Source organism: Micromonospora sp. NBC_01655, from assembly GCF_026339755.1.
GTDB lineage: Bacteria > Actinomycetota > Actinomycetes > Mycobacteriales > Micromonosporaceae > Micromonospora.
In genome coordinates, this window is sequence record NZ_JAPEQF010000001.1 from 6877780 (window position 1) to 6902283 (window position 24504).

Sequence of the window (24504 nt, forward strand, 5' to 3'; positions counted from 1 at the left end):
GGGCTGATGCCGGCCGGGGGCCGACATGAACAGCCCGTGGACAGCGACAGGCGGCGGCTCCGGGCGGCATACCACTGCACACAATACATCGATGCAAGTGAGTACACGCAGTTCAGGAGGCGTTCTGGTTGATCTTCGAGGTGCCCCCGGCAGGATTCGAACCTGCGACACACGGTTTAGGAAACCGATGCTCTATCCCCTGAGCTACGGGGGCGCGAGCGCCTAGTCTAGCGACCTGGGGGTTCACCTGGGGTGGCAGGGAGTGGCCCACGTTCACCCACGTTCCCCGAACCTCCGTTGTCCCAGCCCAGGACCACAGCTCGAGCACACGAACCCCGGTTTGCGACCGGCGGTCGGCCACGGTGACCCGCGTTGGCACCGGTTCACCCGGGTTGGCATCCGCTGGAGAGCACACACCGCGCACATCACCGAAGATCATGTGGGGCTGCCCGCTCCCCGGCTGGGCGCCGCCTGCCACGAGGGATCCGGCCAGGTCGCCATCAGCTGCGCGGCGGCTGGTCGTCGTTGTCGCGGGTCAGGTCCGTCGGGTCGAGGAAGACGACGTCGACCACGGACGACGGGTCGAAGCCGCGTCGTTCGTCAGCGGGTCACCCGCGCTCGGCTGGCTCATGGGGTGATGAGGTCGTCTATGCCGTAGTGGCTCCACCAGGTAGGCCGGTGTCTGCGGAGTTCGCCCCCGACGCGGGTCAGCAGGAGCCAGTTGCCGTTCTGGACCAGCGCCGCGTCCTCCTGCCGGGCGGCCAACACCCGGGCCACGGCCTTCATCATGTTCGGGATCCCCTTGTCGACCACGTCGTCTGCCCGCATGGAGAAGTCGATGTCGACGTACGTCTCCGGCTCCCACTCCCAGCGGGCACCGTCGTCGGCCTCGGCATCGAAATAGCCCTGGCTCCCTGAGGAGACGGTCAGCGCGTACCCGCGGGTGTCGTAGAGCCGAGCACTGAACAGCCGCGGGTTGGTGCCGCTCGGCCTGGGCTTCTCGGCGGCGTCCACCGCCACGAGATCAGCCACGTGGTCCAGGGGCAGGTCACCCGCCAGGGTCAACCTGAACTCGACAGCCATCTCTGCGCCTCTCCTCAGTCTCGACGGACGATCTGCACGATCGCGCCACTCGGCGTTACCGCGACGAGTTCTTTCAGCCTCTCGACGGGCCAGGTGTCGAACTGTGTCCGCAGGGCCGCGAGGTCTCCGTGCCAGTCGTGCAGGTTCAGCACCACACGTTGGGTCTGCTCCTTGTCGACCTTGGCGCGGACCTCGCTCCACACGCCCCGCACCGGCTTGCCGAGAGTGGGCGAATAGCAGTCGAACACGTGACCTTCGACCAGGTAGTCCGGGTCTTTGTTCGGGTTGCCCGAGTCGCCGGTACGAAGCCGGGCGTCGGCGATCTCCTGCCTGGTGGGGTTTTGGTGGACCCGGTAGCTCTTGCTGGCGACTATATCGGCGCATTCGTTCTCGAGCTCCAACGGACGCCGCCCTTCGTCGTCCAACCGGGGTGGAATTCTGGTTCTCGGACCGGTCGGCGTCCCGCCCGGGACACCGGTTGGCTGTCTGGTCCAAGACGTGCCGTGGTCGTCGTCAGCGGACGTGGTGTCGCCGGCGGCATGAGGTGTCGACGGCGGGTCACCGTGCTCGAAAGGGGTAGGGCTGGCCAATGGGTGACCGCCAGCCCCTGTCAGTTTCCCGACGACCCCAACTGCCGGGCCTGCGCGATCGCCGCTTCGACGGCCTGCCGTGCCCCGCCGGTGCGCGCAACGACCAGCACCAGGACCTGCTTGATGCTGTCCAGGGCCTGCAGCAGCGGCCCGGGCTGCCCGCCCTGCAGGACCATGGCGACGAGTTGCTGCGCCTCACCGACTCCGGTGATGGCCCCGGTCGCCGCGTCACGACCGGCGTCCACGGCGCTCAGCACGGGCGCCAGCCCGGCGATCGTCTCCTGCGGGGTGGCCTCGTTCGGCACCGCCGCGGTGGCCTTCGTCGCTTCACCGATCGCACCGGCGAGACTTCCCAGGCCGCCCTGGATGCCCGTGATCGCGTTGCGCACCCGCGCCACACCCGCCGCCACGGCCACGAAGCCCGCGCCCGCGGCCCGCAACGCCACCTCCTGCGCCTGACTGTCAGCGGCGGCTGCCAACCCCTGCGCGCGTTCGACCCCGGCCATCAACGCGCGGAGCTCACCGGTGATCTTCTCGATCTGCGACACGTGGCCGGCATCCCCAATCGATGAAAGTGGAAGTGCTCGACACCTGAACCTACCGGGCTCCTCGCGAGGCCACCAGACACCGCGAGGCGGTCGGCACCGCAGACAGCCGCCGCGATGCGAGCAGCCGCGAGAATGGCTTTCGGTCCAGATTCCAGCTCGTTGGTGGTCTGTCGCTGTCCTGTCCGGCTGTCGACATGTCAGCATCGACGGGACGGCGGTGCAGGTGTGCGCGTCGGGAGGCTCGGTGGGTAATCGCAAGCGCAGTGGCCGCCGGCAGCGGCGGGAGCCGATCCGCCGGATGATCCCGCCCACCCGCGTGCCCGGCAGCCGACGCCCTCACCGCCCGGACGAAACGGCGCTGATACCGATATTTGAGTACAGCCCGATGTTCGGACGGCTCGTCGACGCGCCGGTGGAGATGGTGCCGCTGCTCGCGCTTCTAGCTGTTCTGCACCAGTCGCAGAGCGGCATGCCGGTGGCTGCCCACCCTGTGGCGGCTGGCCGCCGACTGGTACGACGGACGCCTCGACCGCGGCTACCTCAGACGCGAACCGGAAGCCGCCAAGGAACACCTGCGAGGCGTGGGACTCTCCGGCCCGTTCTGGGGGCCTGCTGGGTAGGGTGGGTGGCTGTTCGAGTCCGGCGGGAGGAAAGACGATGACCGCGCAGCCATCCCGGCCCACCTTCGGGCTGGACGATTTCGGGCTGGACGACCGGATGCGGCTGTTCGGTTATGTCACGGCGGAGAACCGGTTCGCCTACCTGTGGTTGCTGCGGGCCTTCGACTCGGCGCGGTCCAGCTACCACGTCGTGCTGCACACCTCCGACGTGGCCGCGGCGCTGGCGGCGCTGCACGAGGCGAACGCCGACTGCCCGGATCCGGCCCGGTTGGAGCTGCCGCGGCTGCTCGACGCCCTGGTGGACTGGGGGGTGCTCGACCGGGGGCAGGACGGTTCCCGGGCCACGACGTTGGCGGAGTACCGCAACCGGCACTCGGTGTACCAGTTCACCGAGGCGGGCTACCGGGCTCACCGGGCGGTGGAGACGGTGTTGTCCGCGAGCATGGACGACTCGACGCTGTCCCGGCTGGTCTTCGCCGACCTCCTGGCGGACCTGAACGCGCTCGCATCGGCCAACGATGCCGGGGACGCGGAGGAGGTGTACCGCAAGTTCAACCGGCTGGACCGGGCGTTGGCGGACATCGCCGAGCGGGCCGCGCGCTTCTACCACATGCTAGGTGACCTGGGCCGGACCAACGACGTGCGGCCGGAGGCGTTCCTCGCCCACAAGGACGCGCTGCTGGCTCACCTGCGGGACTTCCACGACGAGTTGCAGCGCTACACGCCGCGGCTGCGCGCGGCGGTGCACGAGGTGGAGGCGACCGGGCTGGATCGGCTGATCGAGGCGGCCGCCGAGGCCGACGAGCGCCTGTTTCACACCCCGGTGCAGCGGCTGGACGACTGGCGGCGGCGCTGGGCGGGCCTGCGGTCTTGGCTGGCGCCGCCGGGCCCGGAGCAGCTCAGCGAGGCGGACCGGTTGTCGGACGCCACCATCGCCGCGATCGGTGACGTCCTCGCCCTGCTACGCCGGGTAACCGAGGCCCGCCGTGGCGGGGTGAGCCGGGAGTCGCAACTGCGGCACCTGGCCGCGTGGTTCATCCACACCGGCACCCAGGAGGCCGCGCACGCCCTGTTCGACGCCGTGTTCGGTCTCGGCGCTCCCCGCCACGTCGGGGTGGCGCGCCCGGATCCGGAGGTGATCGCGAGCCGGCTGTCGTGGTGGGAGGCGCCAGCGGTGGAGCTGTCCCGCACCCTGGTGGCCACCGGGCGGGCACCAGGGCAGGGTCGGGGGCGGCCGGCCCGGCTGGACCGGGTCGACGACCGCCGGCACCGGCTGCGCGGCGACCAGCTCGCCCGGGAGCGCCGGTTGGCCGAAGCGGCGACGACGCTGGCCGCCGAGGGGGTCACCAACGGCCGACTGGACGGGTCGCAGACCCAGGTCCTGCTGCGCCTGCTAGACATCGCGCTGGCCGCCCGGGTCGGTGGCGCGACCGCGATGCCGCTGGCGGCCGCCGCGCACGGCGTCCGGCTGACCCTCACCCCGACGCCGGGACGGTTCACCACGGTGCGCACCGTCGACGGCCGGCTGCATCTGGACGGGTACGCGCTGACCGTCACCGCCGCGCAGCACACCGCGGTCCGCCGTCCCGAGCCGGTGCCGGCGTGACCGCGGAATCGGGCGCGCTGCGCCCGGCGGCGCACCGGTTCGCCGTCGACGTCCCGGAGTTGGAGTTGGCGGACTACCAGCGGGCGGTCCGGCTGGTGCTGCGTCACCCGCTGATCACGGCGACCTGGCCCGACGAGCGGGCGTTGCCCCGGGTGCGACGGTTCGCGGCCACCCTGCGCCGGGATCTCGCCGAGGCGTTCGGGTACCGGCTGGAGCTCCACGGTGCGACGGCCCGGCTGGTGCGGGTGAAGGACCAGCTCGACGGCACCCAGCCGGCGGTGTCCCGGACCGGGCGGCCGTTCGACCGGCAGCGCTACGCGTACCTGGCGTTGTGCCTGGCGGTGCTGGGCCGCGCCGGGATCCAGATCACCCTCAGCGAGCTGGCCGACTCGGTGGCCGGCGACGCGAACCGGATCACCGGCCTGGGGCTGGACCCGGACCACGGCCCGGATCGGCGGGCGTTCGTGGACGCGGTCGGCTGGCTGGAGGAGCGGGGCGTGCTCCGGCTGGCCGACGGCTCCAGCGCCGCCTGGGCCAGTGACCCCGGGGCCGGTGAGGCGTTGTACGACGTCGCACGGGACGTGGTGTTCGCGCTGTTCCGGCCGACCCGGGTGGTGCAGCACGTCGAGTCGGTGTCGGCGCTGCTCGGCCGGGTGATGACCAGCAGCGGCAACGCCGAGCGCCGGCTGGCGGCCCAGGCGGCCCGGCGGGCGGTGGTGGAGTCGCCCGTCGTCTACCACGCCGACGTCGATCCGGTGGTCGCCAACCATCTGCGCGGGTCGGCGCTCGCCGCTGACGTGGCCCGGTTGACCGGTTTACGGGTGGAGCGCCAGGCCGAGGGGGTGCTGCTGGTGGACACCGCCGGGTTCACCGGGGAGCGGTTCCCGGGCACCGGCTCGGTGGCGCAGGCCGCGGTGTTGCTGGCGGTGGAGATGGCCGACCGGGTCGTGGACCCGGACGGCCGCCGGGTCAAGCGGCTCGCCCCGCCGGACAGGGACAGCCGGCAGCAGTCGCTGGTGGGTGAGGTCGACGCCGGCCTGCCCACGGCCACCCTGGTGCGCCTCGACGACACCGGCCCGGCCGAGCCGTGGACCACCGGGGACGAGGGCGGCCCCGACGAGAGCGACGGCGCCGGCCGGTTGCCGTTCGTCACCGACAGCTTTCTGCGCACCGCCGTCGGCGAGATCCTTGCGCGGTACGGGACCGCGTTCGGGGCCCAGTGGCACGCCGACCCGGACCGGCTGCGCGCCGAGGCGATGGCGCTGCTGGAACGGTTCGGCGCGGTCACCGCCGTGCCGGGCGGGGTGCTGGTCCGGCCGCTGGTGGGCCGTTACCGCCACACCGTCGCCGCGGTCAAGCCCCGCGCGATGACCGAGACCCTGTTCTGAGGAAGTTGATCGTGATCGAGCAACGTGCCGTCCGCCGGTTCACCCCTACCCGGGCCGGGATCATCAACCTGTGGGACTACCGGGACGAGGAGTTCCTATTCGTCGACGGATGGTTGGTGCTGCGCGGGCCGAACGGCTCCGGCAAGACCAAGGCGCTGGAGGTGCTGTTCCCGTTCGTGCTCGACGGACGGATCGAGCCTCGCCGGCTGAACCCGTTCGCCAGCGAGGACCGGACGATGAAGTCGAACCTGCTCTACCGGGGGCAGGAGGTCACGTACGCGTACGTGTGGATGGAGTTCGGCGACGGTGAGCAGTACGTAACGGTCGGCATCGGGTTGCGGGCCCACCGCCACGTCGACCGGGTGACCCGCTGGCACTTCGTGGTCGACGGCCGGGTGGGGGTGGACTTCTCCCTGCTGGACGCCGACGACCGGCCGCTGAACCGCCGCGACCTGATCGACCGGTTGGGCGCCGACGCGGTGCGGGACTCGGCGGAGGACTACCGGGAGCTCGTCGACGCCCGGCTGTTCGGCCTCGGTCCGGCCCGCTACGAGCAACTGCTGGATCTGGTGCTGACTCTGCGCAAGCCGCAGTTGGCCAAGGATCTCAACCCCGTCGAGCTGTCCCGCACCCTGCAGCGCGGGCTGCGCCCGGTCGAGGACCACCTGCTGGTGGAGGCCGCCCGCTCGTTCGACGACATGGAGGCGGTCGCCCGTACCCTCGAGGGGTTGGTGGCGGCCGACGCCGCGACGGCCGCGTTCCTGGCGGTCTACTCGACCTATCTACGCACCCACGCCCGGGCGGCGGCCGACGCCCTGACCGCTCGCCGCGACGCGGTCGCCGACCAGTCGGCGGCACTGGGCGACGCGCGTCGTGCGGCCGACGCGGCGGCCGAGGCGGAGGCCGAGGCAGACACCCGGCTGTGGGCCGTCGGGGGCGAGCCCGGGCGGCTCCGCGCCCACCTGGACAGCCTGAAGGCCTCGGCGGCGTACCAGTCCCACGAGCAGCTCGCCGACCTGGAACGGCACGTGCACGACCTGGCCGAGGCGGCCGAGCGGGCCGACACCGCGGTCGTCGCCGAGGAGGCCACGGTGGCCCGCCGGCGTACCGAATGGGAGCGGGCGACGGTCGCGGCCCGGGACGCGCGGGCGGCGGCCGACCGGCTCGCCGCCGAGCTTGCGCTCGACGCCGAGGCGGCGGGGATCACCTGGAGCGCCGACGACGCCGCGCCGGGCGACCTGGCGGCCCGGATCGCCGCCCGCGCCGCCGCGCGCCGCGACGACGTGCGCGCCATCCGCGTGCAGGTGGCGCGGCACGACCAGGCCGAACGGGACCACTCCCGGGCTGCCGCCGACGCGGCCGGCGCCACCGCCGCCGCCGCGGACGCCGAGCAGGCCGAGCGGCATGCCGAGGACGCCGTGGCGCAGGCCCGCACGCGGCTGCGAGAGCAGATCGGGCAGTGGGCGCAGGCCAACGCCGGTCTGCTGGCCGACATCGGGTGTTCCGACCTGGCGACCCCGCTGGCCGCCGCGGTCGACTCGATCGGCGAGCCGGGCGCGCAGACTCCCCGGGAGGTGTACGCGGAGGCCACCGCCGCCGCCGTGACCCAGCGACGGGACCGGCTCGCGGTGCTCGCGGCGCACCGCACCACGCTGGCCGGCCGACGGGCCGAGGTGGCCGCCGAGCGGGACCGGATCGCCGCCGAACACGACGACGCCCCGTCCGCGCCAGTGACCCGACCGGCGGCGCGCACCGGCCGACCCGGCGCGCCGCTGTGGCGGCTGGTCCGCTTCACCGACGGGGTGACCGGCGCGGACGCGGCGGCGATCGAGGCGGCTCTGCACGCCGCCGGGCTGCTGGACGCCTGGCTGCACCCGGACCCCGAGACCGCGGCGACCGCGCTGGCCGGCGACGACCTGGACGGCTACCTGCTGCCGCTCCCGCCGCGTCGACGGCCGACCGGTGCCACCCTCGCCGACGTGCTGATCGCCGAGGAACAGGACGAAGTGCCCGCCGGGCGGATCATCGAGGTGCTCGCCTCGGTGGCGGTGGCGGATGTGGCCGCCGAGTTGAACGCCGAGCTGGTGACCGTCGGGGTCAACGGCCGGTACGCCCAGGGCGTCGGCGTCGGCCGGTTCGCCAAGGCCTCCTGCGAGTACATCGGCGCTACCGCGCGGGCGGCCCGACGCGCCACCCGGGTCGCCGAGTGCGACCGGCAGCTGGCGAGCATCGACGCCGACCTCGGCACGCTGGACCGCGAACGTGAGTCGGTCGAGGCGCTGCTGGCGGCGGTGGACACGGCCGCCAGGCAACTGCCGGCGCCCGCGCCGGTCCACGCGGCGCTGCGCGCGCTGGACCAGGCGGCCGCGACGCTGCGCGCTCGGCAGGAGGCCAGCGCGTCCGCCGCCGCCCGGCTCGACCAGACCCTCGCCGAGCGGGCCGCCGCGGCGACCGCCCTGCGCCGGACGGCGGCGGAACGGTCGCTGCCGGTCGACCGCGTCGACGACACCGCCGAGGCGGTGGACCGCTTCGAGAAGCGCGGCGTACGCCTGGAGAGCGCGCGTCCGACCGCCGCGCGCGCTGCGGAGCAGGAGGACCAGGCGGGGCAGCGACACGACGAGGCGGTCGACCGGTTCACCGCCGCACAGGGCGCCGCCCGCGCCGGCCGTTCCCGGCACCGGGAGAAGGCGGAGGCGTACCGGACGCTGCGCGACAGCGTCGGCGCCGACGCGGAGCGGGTGTTGGCCGACGTGGCCCGGACCGCCGACGGGATCACCGAGGCGGAGCAGGCCGTCGAGCAGGCCCGTGCCCAGCTCGGTGCCGCCCGGGAGCGGCGGGTCGCCGCGCTGACCCGGGTGGAGCTGGGCGAGCAGGCCGTCACCGCCGCCGTCGCCGAAGCGCAGCACGACGCCCAGCGTCTACGCCCGTACGCCCAGCCGGACCTGCTGGGCCTGCTGCGCTGCCCCACCGACCTGCGCTGGCCGGCGCAGGCCCCGGACGACGAGCTGGATCCGCAGGTGGCAGCCCTGCACGAGGCGATCCTCGCCGCCACCCGCGAGTTGAGCCCCACCGAGACGTCACTCAAACAGAGCGCCACCCGGCTAACCACCGCGCTGACCGAGTTGCAGGCGCAACTGCCGGCAGCCGGCCTCGACCACCGACCCGAGTGGGACACCGACGACGGGGTGATCGTGGTCCGGGTCGCCGACGAACAGGGCCTGACCCCGGTCGCGCACTTCGCGGACCGGATCGCCCGCGAGCGCCGCGACCAGGAGCAACTGCTCACCGACTCCGAACAGCGGGTGCTGGAAGACGCTCTGCTCGGGCAGCTCGCCCGGCAGATCCACCACCGCACCATCGAGGCCCGCGACCTGGTGGCGGCGATGGACAGCCAGATGCGGGCCCGACGAATGTCCTCCGGGCTCACCGTCGGCGTCGGCTGGCGGCTCGCCGACGACCTCGACGCCGACCAACGCGACGTCTGCAAGCTACTCGAACGCGATCCGGCCCGGCTCGGTCCGGCCCAGCTCACCGCCATGCGACGACACTTCGCCGCCCGGATCAAGACGGCGCGGGCGGCAGCGCTCGAGCGGCCGTACCGGGAACTGCTCGGCGACGTGCTCGACTACCGGCAGTGGCGAACGTTCGCGTTCACCCTACACCGACCCGGTGGCGGCACCGAGGCGCTGACCCGGGCCCGGCACAGCCAGCTCTCCGGCGGTGAGCAGTCGGTCTCCCTGCACCTGCCACTCTTCGCCGCCGCCAACGCGCTGTTCGGCTCGGCACGGCCGGACGCGCCCCGGCTGCTCGGCCTCGACGAGGCGTTCGCCGGCGTGGACGACACCGGCCGAGGTGAGTTGATGGCGCTGGCGAAGCAGTTCGACCTGGACCTCTTCATGACCGGCTACGACCTCTGGGCCACCCACCCGGCGGTCAGCGGCGCCGCCCACTACGACCTGTCCCACTCCGCCGTGGACCACACGGTGTCCACCGTGCTGCTGGTCTGGGACGGCTCGACCAACGTCGCCGACTTCGACGGAACGCTGGCCCGCGCGCTCGGCTCCCCGGAGACCCGCCGCGCCCCGGGCGGTCGCGGTGAACCCGACCGGGCCGGCGTCCTACTCGACCTCGTGGACGAATGACCGGCGGGCAGCAGCCGGACCGGCCCGATCGAGAGACGTTGTCCGCGCAGCCGGACCGACCTGGCGATACCGGCAGGTCGACGAACCTGGTCGAGCATCCCGGCTGGCGGCGGTTGCTGAGGGCCGCACGGCGCAGCCTGGAACGCACCGGCGGCCGGCTCGACGGCGCCGTGACGCTGGCCGCCCCCACCGACGACGAACGTCTCGTGATCATCGGCATCACCGGCACCCACCGCTCCACTGCGGCGGCCCGCCTCAGCGTCCGGCTCACCGACGTGGACGAGCACCTACGGGCGGCACACGGAGTCGGCCTGGCCGACGTGCTCACCGCCATGGCCCCGTTGCGTGACCGGCCGGCCGAGCTGAAAGGCGAGGCGGTGGCCCGCGACACCGTCCTGGCCGTGGCCCACGACGGCCGGCACGCCGGCACCGCCTGGTACGCCGAATGGCTCGACGGCCTGCGCCGCGACGGCACCCTCACCCGCGTCGTCCGAACCGGACTGCCGTTCGGGGACGTGGTCCGAATCCTGGACGCGCTGCCCACAGCCGACGAACCGATGCCGGTCTTCGCCGACCGGGTGCTGGACGACACGAAGGCCCTCGCCGAAGGACCGCTTCGTGGGCTCGTTCTCCGTGCCGTCGCCGCCTGGCAGCAGACGACGCTACCGGTCGACGGCGAGCGGGAGCGGGCGTTGTGGGAGTCGGTCGGGCTGGTCCCGGACGACCTCGCCAGCCAGGTGCTGGTGCTCAACGTGCCGGCCACCGGCGGTCTGGTCGGGCGGTGGCTGACCGAGGCCAGCCAGGCGGGCGTGCCGATCCGGGTCACCCTGCACCAACTGCGCCTGGCACCGTTGACCGTGGCCTGCGACGAGATCCACGTCTGCGAGAACCCCGCCGTGCTCCGCGCGGCCACCACCGCGCTCGGGGCGCAGGCCCCGCCGCTGATCTGCACCGAGGGGGTGCCGTCGGTCGCCGTCCACACGCTGCTGCGCGCCGCCCAGAGGGCGGTGATCCGGTGGCGCAACGACTTCGACTGGACCGGCGTACGGCTGACGGCGGCGGCTCTTCAGCGGTATCCAGGCGCGGTCCCGTGGCGGATGACCGCATCTGACTACCTGCCGGCGGCCGGCACCGGCACGGCCCTGCTCGGTACGCCTACCCGGACCCGGTGGGACGAGTCGCTGGGCGAGTCGATGCGGCGGGTGGGTCGGGCGGTGATGGAGGAACGCCTGCTCGACCGGCTCATCGCCGACCTCCGTACGGCCGCAGCCAGGTGATGATCCAGATGACGACTACGTTACGGCGTCGGTTCCAAGTCGCGTGAGAGGCGAGTTCGATCTCCACGGTCGACGGCCGCAAGCCGAACACCGGCACCCCGCATACCGAACACAGGTCTGCCGCAGATCGAATGCGCGACCTCTCGCAGATACGGCTACCTGTTGTTGATTGCGGGAGCCGCGCCAGCCGTGTGGGGAGTCGAGGAGGTGGTGGATGGTGCGGCCCAGGGCGTAGACGGTGGTGCGCTGGTCGATGACGGCGCCGCGGACGAATTCTTCGGGGGCCATGTAACGGCGGGATCCGGGGAGGCGGTCGGTGTCGAGGGTGAACGGCCCGGGACGATACTCGTCGAGGTCGATCAGGCGTAGTTGGCGGCGGTGGGCGGCGGAGTGCGACACCCCGAACAGCGGGCCGATCTGCCGCATCGTCAGGTTCGTGCGTCAGTACGCGGCGACCAGCAGTACCCGGTCGGCGAGGTCGAGAGACCACTGCCGGCCCGGCCGCCCGTCAGCGATCGTGTCTCCACCACGCTCGGCGACCAGCCGGACCAGCCTGCGGAACTGGGCGGGCTACAGCCTGGTGAACGGGAAGATCCACTCCTGGCGGGCCGCCGAGATCACCTGCACCCCGACATGATCCACCATGGACCAGCCACCGAGTTACGAGACGTTCTTTAGCGACCTGGGGTTCACCTGGGGTGGCAGGGAGTGGTCCACGTTCACCCACGTCACCCGGACCGCCGTTCTCCCAGCCCAGGACCACACCCCGAGCACACGAACCCCGGTTTGCGACCGCCGGTCGGCCGCAGTGGCCCGCGTTGGCATTGGTTGACCCGGGCTGGCATCCGCTGGAGAGCACACATCATCGAAGATCACCGAAGTCGGCCCGACTACCTACCGTACGCGCCGCCACGGGCGAACCTCGGAGCGCTCACCCGGGGGTCACTTGGACCCACCGTGAGTCCGACTGTGACGTCCCCACCAAGCGTCCGTTCATCGCCGATGTGAGCGAGTCGGCCACGCGACCGCGCAGCGGGCTGCGGTCGACCGCGCAGTCACACGCGATAAGCCGGTGACGTCGGTGGTCATCTCCGCGACACTGGCCGACGTGGAAGAGGTCAAGGTCGTCGTCGCCCATCACGAGCGCGCGACCCTGCGCGTCGGCGACGTGTTCCTGAAAATCGACGCCGATCAGACCCGCAGCGACGTCGAGGTCGAGGCGATGACGATGGCCCCGATACCCACGCCGGAGATCCTGTGGCGCAAGCCGCCCGTGCTCGCGCTCACCGCCCTCCCCGGGAGGGCACTCGGCCGCCTCGGCCAGCCGTCGACCGCGTCTTCGGCGGCGTGGGCTGCGGCCGGCGCCGCCGCACGGAGGCTGCACGATGCGCCGTTGCCGCCGTGGCCCGGTCGCCGCCTCGGCGATTTGGCGTCGCGCCTCGACGGTGAATGCGAGTGGCTCGTCACGAACGGGGTCCTTCCGGCCGACCTGGTCACGCGTAACCGCCGGGTTGCCGAAGCCGCGCTTCGGCCGTGGACTCCGGTGTTCATGCACGGCGATCTGCAGATCGCCCATGTGTTCGTCGACCACGACGAGATCACCGGCGTTCTCGACTGGTCCGAGGCGGGCCAGGGCGACGCCCTGTACGACCTCGCCATCTTGACGCTCGGGCACGAGGAGCACCTCGGCGACGTCCTCGCCGGCTACGGCACCGACGTCGACCTCGACGTCATCCGCGCGTGGTGGTCATTGCGAAGCCTGCTGGCGATCCGCTGGCTGGTAGAACACGGCTTCGACCCGGCCGCGCCAGGTTGCGAAGTCGATGTGTTGAAATCCCGGATGTAAGGCGCACGAGTCGCCTGCCACGAGTGCCCGGCGCTATCTGCCGCGTGCTGCGGTGCCGTCCGATCATGCCGGATTGAGTCACGTTGAGGATTTCCGCGGCTGAAGTTCAATGGTGCCGTGCGATAGGAACGGCTCCAGACCCAAGGTCGCAGACCTCGCCGGCAACCCTCCGCGGGCTTCGAGCGCCGGCTCAGGTCACGACGCGGACGCCGGGCCAGCGTTCGGCGGGGCGGTGGCGGACGAGTCGCTGCCGGGAGATCTCCGGGCTGACCCTGGTCGGGTTGCACCGCCACACCCCGTCGAGCAGGTCGTCGAGGCCGTGCGGCGCGCAGACGGCGATCTGGTCGTGCGCGTCGAGGCGTACGGCCACGGCGGTGGCGTACTCGGGCCAGGTGGCGACCGCGTCTGCGATGGTGCGCAACGGGGCCACCGGGCCGCCGCCGAACTTCGCCGGATACCAGGTGTGCACCGCGGCCTGGTTCTTCGCCTCCCACGGCGGATCCGGCCAGGCCACCATTAGCCGCCGGGTGGCCCGGTCGTCGTAGTCCCGGCCCAGGTCCGTCAGGTCGAGAAAGACGACGTCGACGTCACGCGCCGACGACGGGTCGAAGCCGTCGCCGTACCGCTCGCCCCAGACGAGGTCGCGGACGGCGCCGGCGCCGATCCAGGCGTCCGGCAGGCCGGAGTCCCGGACGACGCCCAGCGCCCGGATCAGCCACGGACTGCGCTGGACCAGGTCCCGTAGCTCGTCCTCCCGCACGGTCCCACCCTAGGCCCACCCGCCTGCACTGCATCGCATCGTCGTCTTCGGGTCACCGTGCGGTCCGGTGCGTGATCCGGGCCGCGACGGCGAGGGCTTCGGAAGGCCAGGGCACGGCCGGAAGGAGGTCGTCATCGCGACCGGTCAGGGGCAGGCCGGCGGTGGTGGCGATGCGGAGGATGGCTTCCTCCATCGAGGTGGTCTCAGGCAGGACGACGACCTCGTCGTCGTAGCCGAGGACGTCATGAGGGGCGTACCAGTCGCGCATGTTGTCCGCCGTGAACTCCGTGGCCTGCGGGCGCATCTCGTGCCGCCGCAGGGTCTCGGGCAGGGACACGTCGAGATAGACGAACAGCGTCCGGCCGGGGTGGGCGTCGCGCAGTGACGTGAGCATCCGCCGGTACCGTGCGGTGTGCATGATCCCTTCGAGGATCACGTGGTAGCCGTGGTCGAGGGCCATGCGAACCGTCTGTTCGATGAGGGCCGGTGCCAGCCCTCCGGGCTTGTCCCGTTCCCGCAGGAGGACACGTCGTAGGTAGTCCTGCTCGACGAGGGCGCAGCCGCGGCCGTGCCGAAGGCGCAACTGTCGGGCGATGCTGCTCTTGCCTGCACCAGAGTTCCCCCGGATGCAGATCAGGATCGTGTCGGGGTTGCCGGTGGGGATCACATCGTTCATGGCGGCGGTCCTCCGGGCGATGTCGGTATGGCTGCGGGACCGGTGTCGGATTGGCCGGTGGCTTCGTGGGGAGTGTCAGCTGGGTTCGCTCCGACATCACCCACCGGCCAGGCCCCGGCCTGCTGATCAGTGAGAATGTGGCCCCGGCTCGACCGCGGCCACCGCCGATCGCCCACCGCAGCCAGGATCAGATCGAGCTTGCCGGTCATGTCCGTCACGTGCTGTTCGAGCCGCCGGAATCGCTCGTCGGCCATCTGCGGAGGTGCGGGCGGCTGCGCTGGCCGAGGTGGCCGGCAAGATGGTCAGCGTCGTCGGTCCGAACTCGTCCGAGTTGTCGGCATCGCGACCGTCATGCGCCGTCTCGTGCATCCCCGGACGTAGGCTGGCCCGGCATCTATCAATCCACGTCCTTTGATGGAAGGATGTCGTATGGAGCCGGTACGAGCAGAGTCGCCGAACGCGCCGGCCCGACGGGTCCTCGGCATCGCGCTGGCGGCGATGGTCGCCGTCGCCGTTCTGGTCGGCGGTCTCCTCATCTTCCGGGCCTCCGTCGGCGATTCCGGTCCACCGGCGGGCTGCGCGGAGGCCGAGCAGGCCCTCGCCCGGAGCAACGCCGCCGACCCTGCCGACCCCGCGAAGTGGAGCCGGCTGGCGACCGACCTCGAGGCAGCGGCGAAGAAGGCGACGGACAGGGAGGTGGCCGCCGCCATCCAAGCTATCGCGGACAACAACCGCCGGATCGCCGCGTTCAGCACGGCCAGCGAGCCCAGGGTCGACAACGCTCTCGCCCAGCTGGAGGAGACCAAGAAGTACGGGACCAACTTGCAGATCTACATGCGGGTCTGCGCGGCCGAGATCTACCCGGACGAGTGACTACAGCCCGCCCGGGTGCAGCGTGTTCAACCGCCTGATGAGGACGATGCCGGTCCGCAGCGCGTCCTCGAGCTGGTCGACGGAGGCGTAGAACAGGGTGTGGTCGTCGCGGTCGACGGCCTCGACGCAGTTCCTGCTGCCCTGCCGGATCAGGGCGATGTACCTCTGCCAGGACTCGTCGCCCTCCGCGTCGGGGACCCGGAAGTACCGCTCGGCGTCCCGGCCGAATCCGCCGATCGCGACGCACGCCGCGCGGGCCGGCGAGATGTCGACCCGGCCGTTCGACGCGGTGTCGATGGACACCTGCATGGCGGCGATGAGCTTGTCCATCTCGGTGGAGAACCGGCCGAGAAGCCCGCGACCGCCGTACCGCTCCCAAGAGGCGATCTGCATTCGCTTCGTCTCCGCCGACACGGCGACGGCCGGCGCGGGCGGGAGCATCCGCGAGACGGCCTGGCTCTCCGGCGCGGCCCGCTCGTGGAGGCGCAGGGCGACTTCGGAGATCGTCACCAGCATCGCGACGGAGACCAGCGCGCCGACGACGATCCGGCGGAGCGCCGTGCCGCCGGCGGACCACGCGGGTGCCGCCGCACGACCCCGGCGAGGGCGCGGCACCCGCGACAGCAGCCCGACGAGCACCGCCGCGACGCCGCCGCACACCGCCGCGATGACGAGCGCCGGCGTCAGCAACAGCTCGACCGTCGACCAGGCCGCGGGGAGCCGCGAGCCGCAGGACGAGCCGAGCACCGCCAGCGGCCGCACGCACCCGTCGGTCGACACGAGGACGACCATGCCGGCGAAGCCCGCCAGCACCGCCACCTCGGCCGCGATCAGCGTGGAGACTAGTCTGTGCCTCGGGTTCAGCGCGCCGGCGAGCAGCGCGGCCGGCGCGGCCGGCCCGACCAGGGCGACGAACAGCCAGGCGGTGTACAGGATCTGGTACAGCGCCCAACCCTGCTCGGTGTCGGGCCGGAGGGGATGCAAATACGCCTGGGTCCACACGACCGCGTCCCAGCACAGGATCCCGCCCAGCACGCCAGGCAGCACCGCCAGGCGTAGCGGCGGCAGGCCGGGCGCGGACGGGGCGACGCCGCCGGAGGAGGACCTGGCCACCCAGGCCGCCAGCGGCACGAGCCACAGCACCGCCACCTGGACCAGGATGAGCGGGACCTTGGTCATGGAAGCGACGACGGGGATCATCGCCGCGACGCCGGTCAGGACGTTCCGGTGGCCCGGTGCCGGCCCGGTCACGGTCCGCTCCAGCAGTGCCCGGATCTGGTCCGGATCGAACGGCCAACCGGCGGCTAGCAGCGCACCACCGCCGTGCCACCAGGTGAACCACCCCGACATCACCAGCGCCGCACTCGGCAGCCCGACCAGCAGCAGGCGGCTTACCGGCCGCCCGTGCCGAGCGGTGATCCACACCTGGGCGCACTGGCTGGTCCACCAGGCGAACGCCATGCCGGCCAGCACGACCAGCACCAGGTAGTACGGCGATTCGGGTAGCCAGTCGCTGATCACCTCCTGGCCGGCGAGAAGGTGCCCGAACGCCATGCCGACGCCCAGCCACGCGCCGCCGCGCACCCCGGAAGGTGCCGGGCGACCGGTGAGCAGCGCGTGCGCGACCGCCCGCCACAGCGCCACGCCGGCCACCCCCGCGACCAGGCTGGCCGCCGTCAACGCGACCAGTTGGTCGTTCCAGCCGCCGGCCAGCCGGTACTGCTTGGCGTACATCCAGATCCGGTTGTTGATGAGTGCCGCGGCCACCCCGGTCAGGAACATCGGCATCGCGGCGACCCGGAACAGGATCTCCGGGTCGGCGAGGGCCCAGCGGCGCACCTCCCAGCAGGGGTGGGTCCGCCAGAGGTCACGGAACCGGTCCAGCGCGCGTCGTGCCCGGCCCCGGACCGGGGCGGCGGGGGCTTGCCAGCCGTCCGGATCCGCGCCCCACCGGGCCGCGGACAGGTCGGCGTAGATCTCCCGGGTGCGCAGCACCTCCGACCGGGCCAGGTAGACCAGCGCGCACAGCACGACGACGAAGAGCAGATTGCGGGTCGCGGCTGGGGCGTAGGTGCTCCAGTACGGCGACCGCAGGCTGTTCGGCAGGGTGACGAGCAGCATGCCGGTGGACGGCAGGACCATGGCGAACAGGAACGCCCGCCACAGCGCGATCGTCGCGTAGCTGATGGTGATGTCCCGGTTGTCGATGTGCGCGAGCTCGTGCAGCACCACCGCGCGGAACCGGCCGGGATCGTGCACCCGGGAGGCCACGAGCCCGCCGTGCAGACACAGCACCGAACGGCCGTCGCGGCCGAACACCACCGCACCGGTGGAGGCGGCGGCCGGGTCGACGACGACGCGCGGGAACCGGCGCAGCCCGATCGTCGCCGCGAGTTCCGCCACCGCCCACGAGATCTCCCCGTCGTGGTCCACCGCCGCCAGGGGCACAGTCCGCCGGGTCTTCCAGCGCGGCAGTACCCAGAACACCAGCAGCGCAACGATCGCCAGCAGCACCGGCCAGCCGAGAGGCTGCCACCACGGCGGCAGGGCGTACCGGATCATGCAGTCGTGGTACGCGTCGGCCTGACTGACCTCGCCGAGCATGACGGTCCGGTCCTTCTGCGCGGGATCGACCCCGGCCGCCAGCCTGCAGCCCCACCACGCCAACGACTGGTCGGCGGTGGAATTCAGCGTACGCATCAGGTCGACGCTGCTGACGACGATCAGGACGATGAGGAGCGCGAATCTCGGCGTCGTGCCGGCGGTGACCGTCCGCTCGTCGATCCTCGGGCGGATCGCGATCGCGGTCACGCCCGGCCGCCCGCCGCACCGTCGTCGGGGCCCAGCGCGCGGACCTCGCCGCCCGTGGGCGCGCCGAGCGCGAGCCGGGCCACCACCGCGTCGGCGACGACCTCGCTCTGCCTGCGGGACAACCCCCGTCGGCCCCCGACGTCGATGACGCGCTGGTGTACCTCGCGGAGCTGCTCCTGGGTGAGCGGCGGGACCACCGCGACGGACGGCCGCCGCCGCAACCGTCGCCACCATGTGCGGAGCCTGCCGAGGGAGCCGGTGACGACCAAGCCCGCCGCCTGCTGCGCGGTCTGGTCCAGCACCAGCCACACGGCGGCGGTCACCAGCGGCACGACCTCGCCGACGCCGAACCCGAGTGTCTCGCGCCTGCCCTTGGTCCGGGCCAGCCTGCGCACGACGACGGCCTCACTGAACTGCGACAGCCCTATCACGAGGGGCAACTCCTGCTCTGCGACCTCGGCCACGACGTCGCGCACCACGTCCCGGACTCTGATCCCAGGCATTTGGATCCCCCTCCCGACGTTCGCAAACTCGGGCTCGCCGAACCCAGAGTGATCGAAGTTCGCGAATGTCACAATGCCTGATTCGGTCGCATTCCCGACCCTGGACCCACCGGGGCCGCATCGGAACCACCCGTAAGTCCCTCGGGGCGGCTACGCCCGGGTGGGTACGCCGGGAGCCGAGGTGAGTCGTACTGTTGGGTGATCAGGTCCCAGCGGATCGACCGGGTCGACCCGTCCTCCAGGCCCTTCTCCACCGGCCCGGTACAGCCTTGAGCGGCCGATGTGAGGTGCTGGCGACGTCGAGAGGCGTAGTCGTGGACAGCCGAGCAGGGGGCGCGAGCACCGACCGCAGCTCAGCCGGTCAGCCGGTACGGCGGGAGCGGGCCAGAGCCAGCGCGCCGAGGACCATGGCGATCAGCCCGACCACCAGAGCCACGTAGGCCCCGCCTCGCCCGTTGCCGGTGCCGATGCCGCTGTCGGACGTGGCCACGACCACCCCGCCGAGGGCCATGCCGATCAGCCCGGCCGCCAGGGCCATGGTGGCCCCGAGGCGCCCGTTGCCGGTGCCGAAACGACTGGTGGGGCGGGCCAGAGCCAGCCCGCCGATGACCACGCCGGTCAGCCCCAGCACGGCGGCCACGGCTGCCCCGAGTCGCCCGGCGCTCATGGTGTAAACACTGGCGGCGGCCGGCTGGGCCGAGACGTGCGCGGCCGCCGGTCCGGCAAGACCGAGCCCCTCGATCAGGGCGGCTCCGGCCACGGCGAGCACAAGTCGAACTGATCTCAGGGTTCCTGACGAGCTCATGTCCCTCTCCTCTTTCGTGCGTCTCGTTTCTGAGGTTGGATGTCGCCTGATCATGTCGCCGGGCGCACCGCCGGTCATCCAGCAGACGGACGCCATTCGCGCTGCCACCGATGGCGCGCCCGCCTGCCGCAGACGCCGTAGGCGCCGCGCAAGTACTGCGTGCGAAGTAGGCAGCCACTCATCCACAAGCAGGAGTCGCCCGCAGCAGCATTCCGGCTAGGGTGCGGGCATGAACACAGGACGGGCGAGTGTTCAGGCCGGTTTCAGAGACTGGGCCATCGCCGTCTGCGTAGCGGCGACGCTGCTGGTCACCGGAGTGTCCCGGAACCACTCCGCCACGGATCTTGACCTACTCGGCTACGTGCTGTTGGCGGCAGGCGGCCTGGCACTGGCTGCGCGCCGCCGGGCTCCGGTTCCCGTCCTGGCCGTCACCGGGCTGTGCGTGGTGGGTTACCAGGCGGTCGGTTTTGACGTGCCTGCCGTCGCGTTCCTGTTCGCGGTGTACGCCGCTGTGCGGGCGGGTCACCGCAACATCACGGTCGTGGCGGCTGTGCTGATGCTGGCTGCTCTCCCGCTCGCGGCCCTCGCCCTGCCACAGGACATGCCCGTGGGCGAGGCGCTCGCACGGGCCCGGGGCGTCCTCGAGCTGGCTTGGCTGGTCGCCGCCGGTGCCGCGGGTGAAGCGCTGCGGCAGGCTGAGCGGCGGGCGGACGAGGCCGAGCGTACCCGGGAGGAGACCGCGCGGCGCCGCGCCGACGAGGAGCGGCTGCACATCGCGCGGGAGCTGCACGATTCGCTCACCCACCAGATCTCGATCATCAAGGTGCAGGCCGAAGTAGCCGTCCACCTGGCCCACAAGCGTGGTGAACAGGTACCGGAGGCCCTGCTGGCGATCCGGGAGGCCGGCCGTGAGGCGACCCGAGAGCTGAGAGCGACCCTGGAGGCGCTGCGCGACGACGGCAAGTCCCCGCCGCCCGGGCTCCGCCATCTCCCGGAACTGGTGGAACGGGCCCGTATGACCGGCCTGGACGCGACGTTGACGATCGAAGGACAACGACACGACGTGCCGGCGGCAGTAGACCGGACCGCCTACCGGATCGTTCAGGAGTCCCTCACCAACATCGCCCGTCACGCCGCCGCCGCTACGGCCTCGGTCCGGATCGACTACCGTCCGGACGCCCTCGCGATCCGAGTCGATGACGACGGCAAGGCCACGCCGGCCACCGCCCCGATGCCCGGCGTCGGGCTGCTCGGGATGCGTGAACGAGTCACCGCCCTCGGCGGTCGCCTGCGCGCGGAACCGCGCGACGATGGCGGCTTCACCGTCCAAGCCGAACTCCCGGTGGGCCCAACGTCATGATCCGTGTCCTGTTGGTCGACGACCAGCCACTCCTTCGCAGCGGCTTCCGCGCACTCCTCGATGTCGAAGACGACATCGAGGTGGTGGCCGAAGCCGCCGACGGGAAGGAGGGCCTGGCGCTCGCCAAGGAACACCTGCCGGACGTCGCGCTCATCGACATCCAGATGCCGGTCATGGACGGCATCGAGGCGACCCGGCGCATCGCCGCAGACCCGGCCCTGGCCCAGGTGCACGTCGTCATCCTGACCAACTACGGCCTCGACGAACACGTCTTCCACGCGCTGCGCGCCGGCGCCGCCGGATTCCTCGTCAAGGACATCGTGCCAGCTGACTTTCTGCACGCCATCCGCGTCGCCGCGCGCGGCGACGCCCTGCTCGCACCCTCGATCACCCGCAAGCTGATCAACCGGTACGTCACCGATCCGCTCCACGCAGGCGCCGACACGAGACTGGAAGGGCTGACCAACCGCGAACGCGAGACAGTCGCCCTCCTCGCGCAGGGCCTGTCCAACGACCAGATCGCCGAACGCATGGTGATCAGCCCACTGACCGCAAAAACCCACATCAACCGGGCCATGGCCAAGCTCCACGCCCGCGACCGCGCCCAACTCGTGGTCCTCGCCTACGAATCCGGCCTGGTAGCCCCACGCAACCGCTGACACTGGCGGCCCGCACGGTTCCACCCTCGAATCGGAGCCGACGCCTGCACCGGTCGCCAACGAACCGGCCGAGACCGGATCACCTGCCCCTGCTGCGGCGGGTGTCGCAACACCGTCCAGGCAGGACGGGCGCGAACCGACAGTGGTGCCGTTCGATCCGGTGCGACAGGCGATCGCGACGAGGCTCACCGAGAGTGCGACAACCATCCCGACCTTCACCGTGACTGCATCCGCCGATCTGGAGGACCTCCTCGCGCTCCGGGTGCAGCTGAACGGCGCGCTGCGCGATGCCGGACGCAAGGTGACAGTCAACGACCTCATGGTGCGGGCGGTCGCGCGCGTCAACGCGTCCTACTCCCCCGAGGGCCGTGGCCAGACCGTGCTGCACGGGCGGGTCAACATCGGCATCGCCGTCGCCTCCCCGGCCGGGCTCATGGTGCCGGTGATCCGCGATGCCGGCCGGACGTCGGTCACGGCGATCTCCGCGCAGACCCGGGCGCTAACCGACAAGGCTGCGAACCGGACGCTGAACACGGCCGACATGGCCGACGGGACCTTCACCATCAGCAACCTCGGCATGTGCGGAGTCGAGCACTTCACCGCGATCATCAACCCACCCCAAGGCGCGATCCTCGCCGTCGGTGCCGCGACACCGGAGCCCACGCTGTCCGGGGAGACGCTGGAAGCGCGGCGCCGGATGCGATACACGCTCGCCGGTGTCTCACCGAGCCGGCGGCCGTCAGTAACAGGTGTTCATGGCGGCACGCACCTCGGCGAGGGTGGCATCGGCCACCGCCCTGGCTCGCTCGTTGCCCTCACGCAGCGTCTGGCGGAGATAGGCGCGGTCCTGCGCGTACCCCGCCCGGCGGGCCCTGATCGGGGCCAGATACTCGTTGACCGACTCGGTCACGGTCTTCTTCAGGGCGGCGGCTCCCGCGGAGCCGATGTCGGCGGCCACCTGCTGCGGGGTCCGGTTCTGGCAGAGGGCCGCCAGCAGCAGGAGCGAGGACACCTCGGGGCGGGTGACCGGGTCGTAGCTGATGTGGCGCTCGGAGTCGGTCTTGGCCCCCTTGATCAGGCGGGCGGTCTCGTCGGTGTCGGCGGCCAGGGTGATGGCGTTGTTCCGGCTCTTGCTCATCTTGGTGCCGTCCGTGCCGAGCAGGAGTGGCGCGCTCGACAGGAGGGCATCGGGCTGGGGGAATACGGCTTTGCCGTTGCCGTAGCGGTCGTTGAAGCGACGGGCGATGGTGCGGGCGAGTTCGAGATGCGGGAGCTGGTCCTGGCCGACCGGGACCAGGTTTGCCTTGCAGAAAAGAATGTCGGCGGCCTGGTGCACGGGATAGGTGAACATCAGGCCGCTGACGCTGGACTGGCGCGAGTGGGAGATCTCGTCCTTGACCGTGGGATTGCGGTTGAGTTCGGATACGGAGACGAGGCTGAGGAAGGGCAGCATCAGCTGGTTGAGTGCGGGGACGGCGCCGTGCGTGAAGATCGTGCTGCGGGCCGGATCCACCCCGATGGCCAGGTAGTCCAGGACCAGTTCCTCGACGTGCCCGATCAGGTTGTCTGCCACGTCGCGGTCGGTCAGGACCTGGTAGTCCGCGATGACCACGAACAGCTCCACCCCGAGGCCCTGAAGACGTACCCGGTTGTGCAGCGTGCCGAAGTAGTGACCCAGGTGCAGGCGGCCCGTGGGGCGGTCGCCGGTCAGCACCCGGAATTGCCCGGGGTCCTTGCGGATCAGCTCTTCCAGCACCGCATTGCGGGCCTGTGCGGCAGACATCCCGAGCGCGTCGGCGGAGGGACCTGAGGCAGCGGCGCCGGGGTCTTCGGTCTGGGGGGCGGCGGTATTCACAAGGTCTCCTGATGGGTCGGTCTCGCCGTCATGATGACACGAGCCCCGCTACAGGGGACACCAAAGGGCCGCCGATCCGAAACGGCGCCGCCGCCCGCGTGCAGCGGCTACGGCGCCACCCCGACGCGCCCGCCGATTCACCGCCGTCACGCCCCCTTCGTCGTCCGCGAAACGCGCGTGGCGAGCAACTCGTAGAGCATCTCGTGCACCGGGGCGGGCCGGCCCGCCCGGCCGGCGAGCCGGACGGCGGCACCGGTCCAGGCATCGAGCTCGGACGGCCGCTCCGCCAGGATGTCCCGTTGCAGTGAGGAGGTGATGTCGGGCGGTTGCCGATCCATGAGCCCTGTCGCCGTGTCCACGGCGTCTTTCGGCAGTGCGATTCCGAGCGCGATTCCGGTCTCGTACATCTCCCGCATTCCGGCGATCAGCATCCGGCGGGTGCCGGGGCGCGTCCGGAGTTCGCCGATGGTCGCCCCGCCGGTGGCGGCGCCGAGGCTGCCGACGGGCACGATCAACAGGAACTTCGCCCAGAGGGCGGCCCAGACGTCGCTCGGCTCCAGCACTGTCACCTGGGCCTCGCGCAGCATCTCGCGCAGCCGGGTCACCCGGTCGGACGCGCTGTTGTCCCACTCCGCGAAGCCCAGTGCCCCGGGGGGACCCGCGTGCCGCACCTCGCCCGGGCCGACCGTCGCGGCGACGACCCTGACCGTGCCGGGCAGCACCCGGGAGCGGCCGATCCGGGCCGCGACCTGCTCGGGCGCCTCGACCCCGTTCTGCACGGTGACCACGGCGGTGTCCGCGCCGATCATCGGGGACAGTGCGTCGACGGCCGACGGCAGGTGCGGGGTCTTGACGCAGAGCAGCACGTAGCCGACCTCGCCGAGGTCCCGCGGGTCGTCCGACGCCCGCACCTCGGGCACGGAGCAGTCACCCGAGTCGCCGGTGACGCGCAGCCCTTTTCGCCGCAGCGCGGTGAGAGTCTCGCCGCGGGCGAGGAACCGCACGTCATGCCCGGCGGCGGCGAGGCGGCCACCGAGATAGCCGCCCACGCTGCCGGCCCCGACCACGGCGATGCTCCGGGCGGCCGGTTCCCTCGTCATGC

General features: G+C 71.9%; 18 protein-coding genes, 1 tRNA gene and 2 pseudogenes. 9 read left to right on the forward strand and 12 right to left on the reverse strand.

Annotation, left to right across the window (positions count from 1 at the left end):
- Positions 1 to 141: 141 nt before the first annotated feature.
- From OOK41_RS30365 to OOK41_RS30380, 4 genes are all read right to left on the reverse strand, one after another.
- Positions 142 to 214 (reverse strand) — tRNA-Arg (locus OOK41_RS30365).
- Positions 215 to 627: 413 nt separating this feature from the next.
- Entirely contained in the window at positions 628 to 1083 is a 456-nt protein-coding gene (locus OOK41_RS30370) for a SitI3 family protein (protein WP_266267543.1), read from the reverse strand.
- A 14-nt stretch (positions 1084 to 1097) separates the two neighbouring features.
- Entirely contained in the window at positions 1098 to 1508 is a 411-nt protein-coding gene (locus OOK41_RS30375; RefSeq protein WP_266267544.1) for a hypothetical protein, read from the reverse strand.
- A 185-nt stretch (positions 1509 to 1693) separates the two neighbouring features.
- A complete protein-coding gene (locus OOK41_RS30380; protein ID WP_266267545.1) occupies positions 1694 to 2221 on the reverse strand; it encodes a DUF6244 family protein in 528 nt (175 codons plus the stop codon).
- A gap of 657 nt (positions 2222 to 2878) precedes the next feature.
- Between OOK41_RS30380 and OOK41_RS30385 the strand changes: the two genes are divergently transcribed.
- Genes OOK41_RS30385 through OOK41_RS30400 form a run of 4 tightly spaced genes read left to right on the forward strand, consistent with a single transcriptional unit; the run spans position 2879 to position 11254 of the window.
- Positions 2879 to 4447 (forward strand): TIGR02677 family protein, encoded by a 1569-nt coding sequence (locus OOK41_RS30385; protein WP_117668719.1) that lies wholly within the window; start codon positions 2879 to 2881, stop codon positions 4445 to 4447.
- Positions 4444 to 5835, forward strand: coding sequence for a TIGR02678 family protein (locus OOK41_RS30390; protein ID WP_266267546.1), 1392 nt, complete (start codon positions 4444 to 4446; stop codon positions 5833 to 5835). Before OOK41_RS30385 ends, OOK41_RS30390 begins: the two co-directional genes overlap by 4 nt.
- 11 nt (positions 5836 to 5846) lie before the next feature.
- Entirely contained in the window at positions 5847 to 9977 is a 4131-nt protein-coding gene (locus OOK41_RS30395) for a TIGR02680 family protein (protein WP_266267547.1), read from the forward strand.
- Positions 9974 to 11254 (forward strand): TIGR02679 domain-containing protein, encoded by a 1281-nt coding sequence (locus OOK41_RS30400; protein ID WP_117668716.1) that lies wholly within the window; start codon positions 9974 to 9976, stop codon positions 11252 to 11254. Before OOK41_RS30395 ends, OOK41_RS30400 begins: the two co-directional genes overlap by 4 nt.
- A gap of 354 nt (positions 11255 to 11608) precedes the next feature.
- Here the strand turns inward: OOK41_RS30400 and OOK41_RS30405 are convergent.
- Positions 11609 to 11881 (reverse strand): annotated as a pseudogene (locus tag OOK41_RS30405) (transposase family protein); the annotation flags it as partial.
- Between the two features lie 445 nt (positions 11882 to 12326).
- On the opposite strand from OOK41_RS30405, the gene OOK41_RS30410 reads away from it, so the two are divergent.
- Positions 12327 to 13100 (forward strand): phosphotransferase family protein, encoded by a 774-nt coding sequence (locus tag OOK41_RS30410; protein WP_266267548.1) that lies wholly within the window; start codon positions 12327 to 12329, stop codon positions 13098 to 13100.
- Positions 13101 to 13290: 190 nt separating this feature from the next.
- Here OOK41_RS30410 and OOK41_RS30415 read toward each other — a convergent pair whose 3' ends face one another.
- Together OOK41_RS30415 and OOK41_RS30420 are read right to left on the reverse strand one after the other, a co-directional pair.
- The gene (locus OOK41_RS30415; RefSeq protein WP_266267549.1) at positions 13291 to 13860 is read right to left on the reverse strand and encodes a nucleotidyltransferase family protein; all 570 of its coding nucleotides are present in this window, start codon (positions 13858 to 13860) and stop codon (positions 13291 to 13293) included.
- Between the two features lie 52 nt (positions 13861 to 13912).
- Positions 13913 to 14527, reverse strand: a complete 615-nt coding sequence (locus OOK41_RS30420; RefSeq protein ID WP_266267550.1) for a kinase — start codon at positions 14525 to 14527, stop codon at positions 13913 to 13915.
- Between the two features lie 438 nt (positions 14528 to 14965).
- Here OOK41_RS30420 and OOK41_RS30425 point away from each other — a divergent pair, with 438 nt between their 5' ends.
- Positions 14966 to 15409 (forward strand): hypothetical protein, encoded by a 444-nt coding sequence (locus tag OOK41_RS30425; RefSeq protein WP_266267551.1) that lies wholly within the window; start codon positions 14966 to 14968, stop codon positions 15407 to 15409.
- On the opposite strand, the gene OOK41_RS30430 is transcribed toward OOK41_RS30425, so the two are convergent.
- The 3 genes from OOK41_RS30430 to OOK41_RS30440 form a co-directional block, all read right to left on the reverse strand.
- Positions 15410 to 18220: a M48 family metalloprotease gene (locus OOK41_RS30430; RefSeq protein ID WP_266267552.1), complete on the reverse strand. Its 2811-nt coding sequence runs from the start codon at positions 18218 to 18220 to the stop codon at positions 15410 to 15412. It lies immediately after the preceding gene.
- Positions 18217 to 18723 (reverse strand): hypothetical protein, encoded by a 507-nt coding sequence (locus tag OOK41_RS30435; RefSeq protein WP_266267553.1) that lies wholly within the window; start codon positions 18721 to 18723, stop codon positions 18217 to 18219. The genes OOK41_RS30430 and OOK41_RS30435 overlap by 4 nt, the downstream gene beginning before the upstream one ends.
- A 361-nt stretch (positions 18724 to 19084) precedes the next feature.
- Positions 19085 to 19528, reverse strand: coding sequence for a DUF6223 family protein (locus tag OOK41_RS30440; protein WP_266267554.1), 444 nt, complete (start codon positions 19526 to 19528; stop codon positions 19085 to 19087).
- Positions 19529 to 19757: 229 nt separating this feature from the next.
- Here OOK41_RS30440 and OOK41_RS30445 point away from each other — a divergent pair, with 229 nt between their 5' ends.
- The 3 genes and pseudogenes from OOK41_RS30445 to OOK41_RS32130 all read left to right on the forward strand — a co-directional run.
- Entirely contained in the window at positions 19758 to 20888 is a 1131-nt protein-coding gene (locus OOK41_RS30445) for a sensor histidine kinase (RefSeq protein WP_266267555.1), read from the forward strand.
- Positions 20885 to 21547, forward strand: coding sequence for a response regulator transcription factor (locus OOK41_RS30450; protein WP_266267556.1), 663 nt, complete (start codon positions 20885 to 20887; stop codon positions 21545 to 21547). Before OOK41_RS30445 ends, OOK41_RS30450 begins: the two co-directional genes overlap by 4 nt.
- A 160-nt stretch (positions 21548 to 21707) precedes the next feature.
- A pseudogene (locus OOK41_RS32130) lies at positions 21708 to 22202 on the forward strand (2-oxo acid dehydrogenase subunit E2); the annotation flags it as partial.
- An 84-nt stretch (positions 22203 to 22286) separates the two neighbouring features.
- Here OOK41_RS32130 and trpS read toward each other — a convergent pair.
- On the reverse strand, positions 22287 to 23330 hold the full coding sequence (trpS, locus tag OOK41_RS30460) for a tryptophan--tRNA ligase (RefSeq protein ID WP_323136273.1): 1044 nt from the start codon (positions 23328 to 23330) through the stop codon (positions 22287 to 22289).
- A 218-nt stretch (positions 23331 to 23548) separates the two neighbouring features.
- The gene (locus tag OOK41_RS30465) at positions 23549 to 24502 is read right to left on the reverse strand and encodes a 2-dehydropantoate 2-reductase (RefSeq protein ID WP_266267559.1); all 954 of its coding nucleotides are present in this window, start codon (positions 24500 to 24502) and stop codon (positions 23549 to 23551) included.
- Positions 24503 to 24504: the final 2 nt, after the last annotated feature.

What these genes read in the sequence shown, in the direction of transcription:
- OOK41_RS30370 (WP_266267543.1), bottom strand. Translation starts at nt 1,083, where the DNA reads ATGGCTGTCGAGTTCAGGTTGACCCTGGCGGGTGACCTGCCCCTGGAC.
- OOK41_RS30385 (WP_117668719.1), top strand. Translation starts at nt 2,879, where the DNA reads ATGACCGCGCAGCCATCCCGGCCCACCTTCGGGCTGGACGATTTCGGG.
- OOK41_RS30400 (WP_117668716.1), top strand. Translation starts at nt 9,974, where the DNA reads ATGACCGGCGGGCAGCAGCCGGACCGGCCCGATCGAGAGACGTTGTCC.
- OOK41_RS30425 (WP_266267551.1), top strand. Translation starts at nt 14,966, where the DNA reads ATGGAGCCGGTACGAGCAGAGTCGCCGAACGCGCCGGCCCGACGGGTC.
- OOK41_RS30435 (WP_266267553.1), bottom strand. Translation starts at nt 18,723, where the DNA reads ATGCCTGGGATCAGAGTCCGGGACGTGGTGCGCGACGTCGTGGCCGAG.
- OOK41_RS30440 (WP_266267554.1), bottom strand. Translation starts at nt 19,528, where the DNA reads ATGAGCTCGTCAGGAACCCTGAGATCAGTTCGACTTGTGCTCGCCGTG.
- OOK41_RS30445 (WP_266267555.1), top strand. Translation starts at nt 19,758, where the DNA reads ATGAACACAGGACGGGCGAGTGTTCAGGCCGGTTTCAGAGACTGGGCC.
- OOK41_RS30450 (WP_266267556.1), top strand. Translation starts at nt 20,885, where the DNA reads ATGATCCGTGTCCTGTTGGTCGACGACCAGCCACTCCTTCGCAGCGGC.
- trpS (WP_323136273.1), bottom strand. Translation starts at nt 23,330, where the DNA reads ATGTCTGCCGCACAGGCCCGCAATGCGGTGCTGGAAGAGCTGATCCGC.
- OOK41_RS30465 (WP_266267559.1), bottom strand. Translation starts at nt 24,502, where the DNA reads ATGACGAGGGAACCGGCCGCCCGGAGCATCGCCGTGGTCGGGGCCGGC.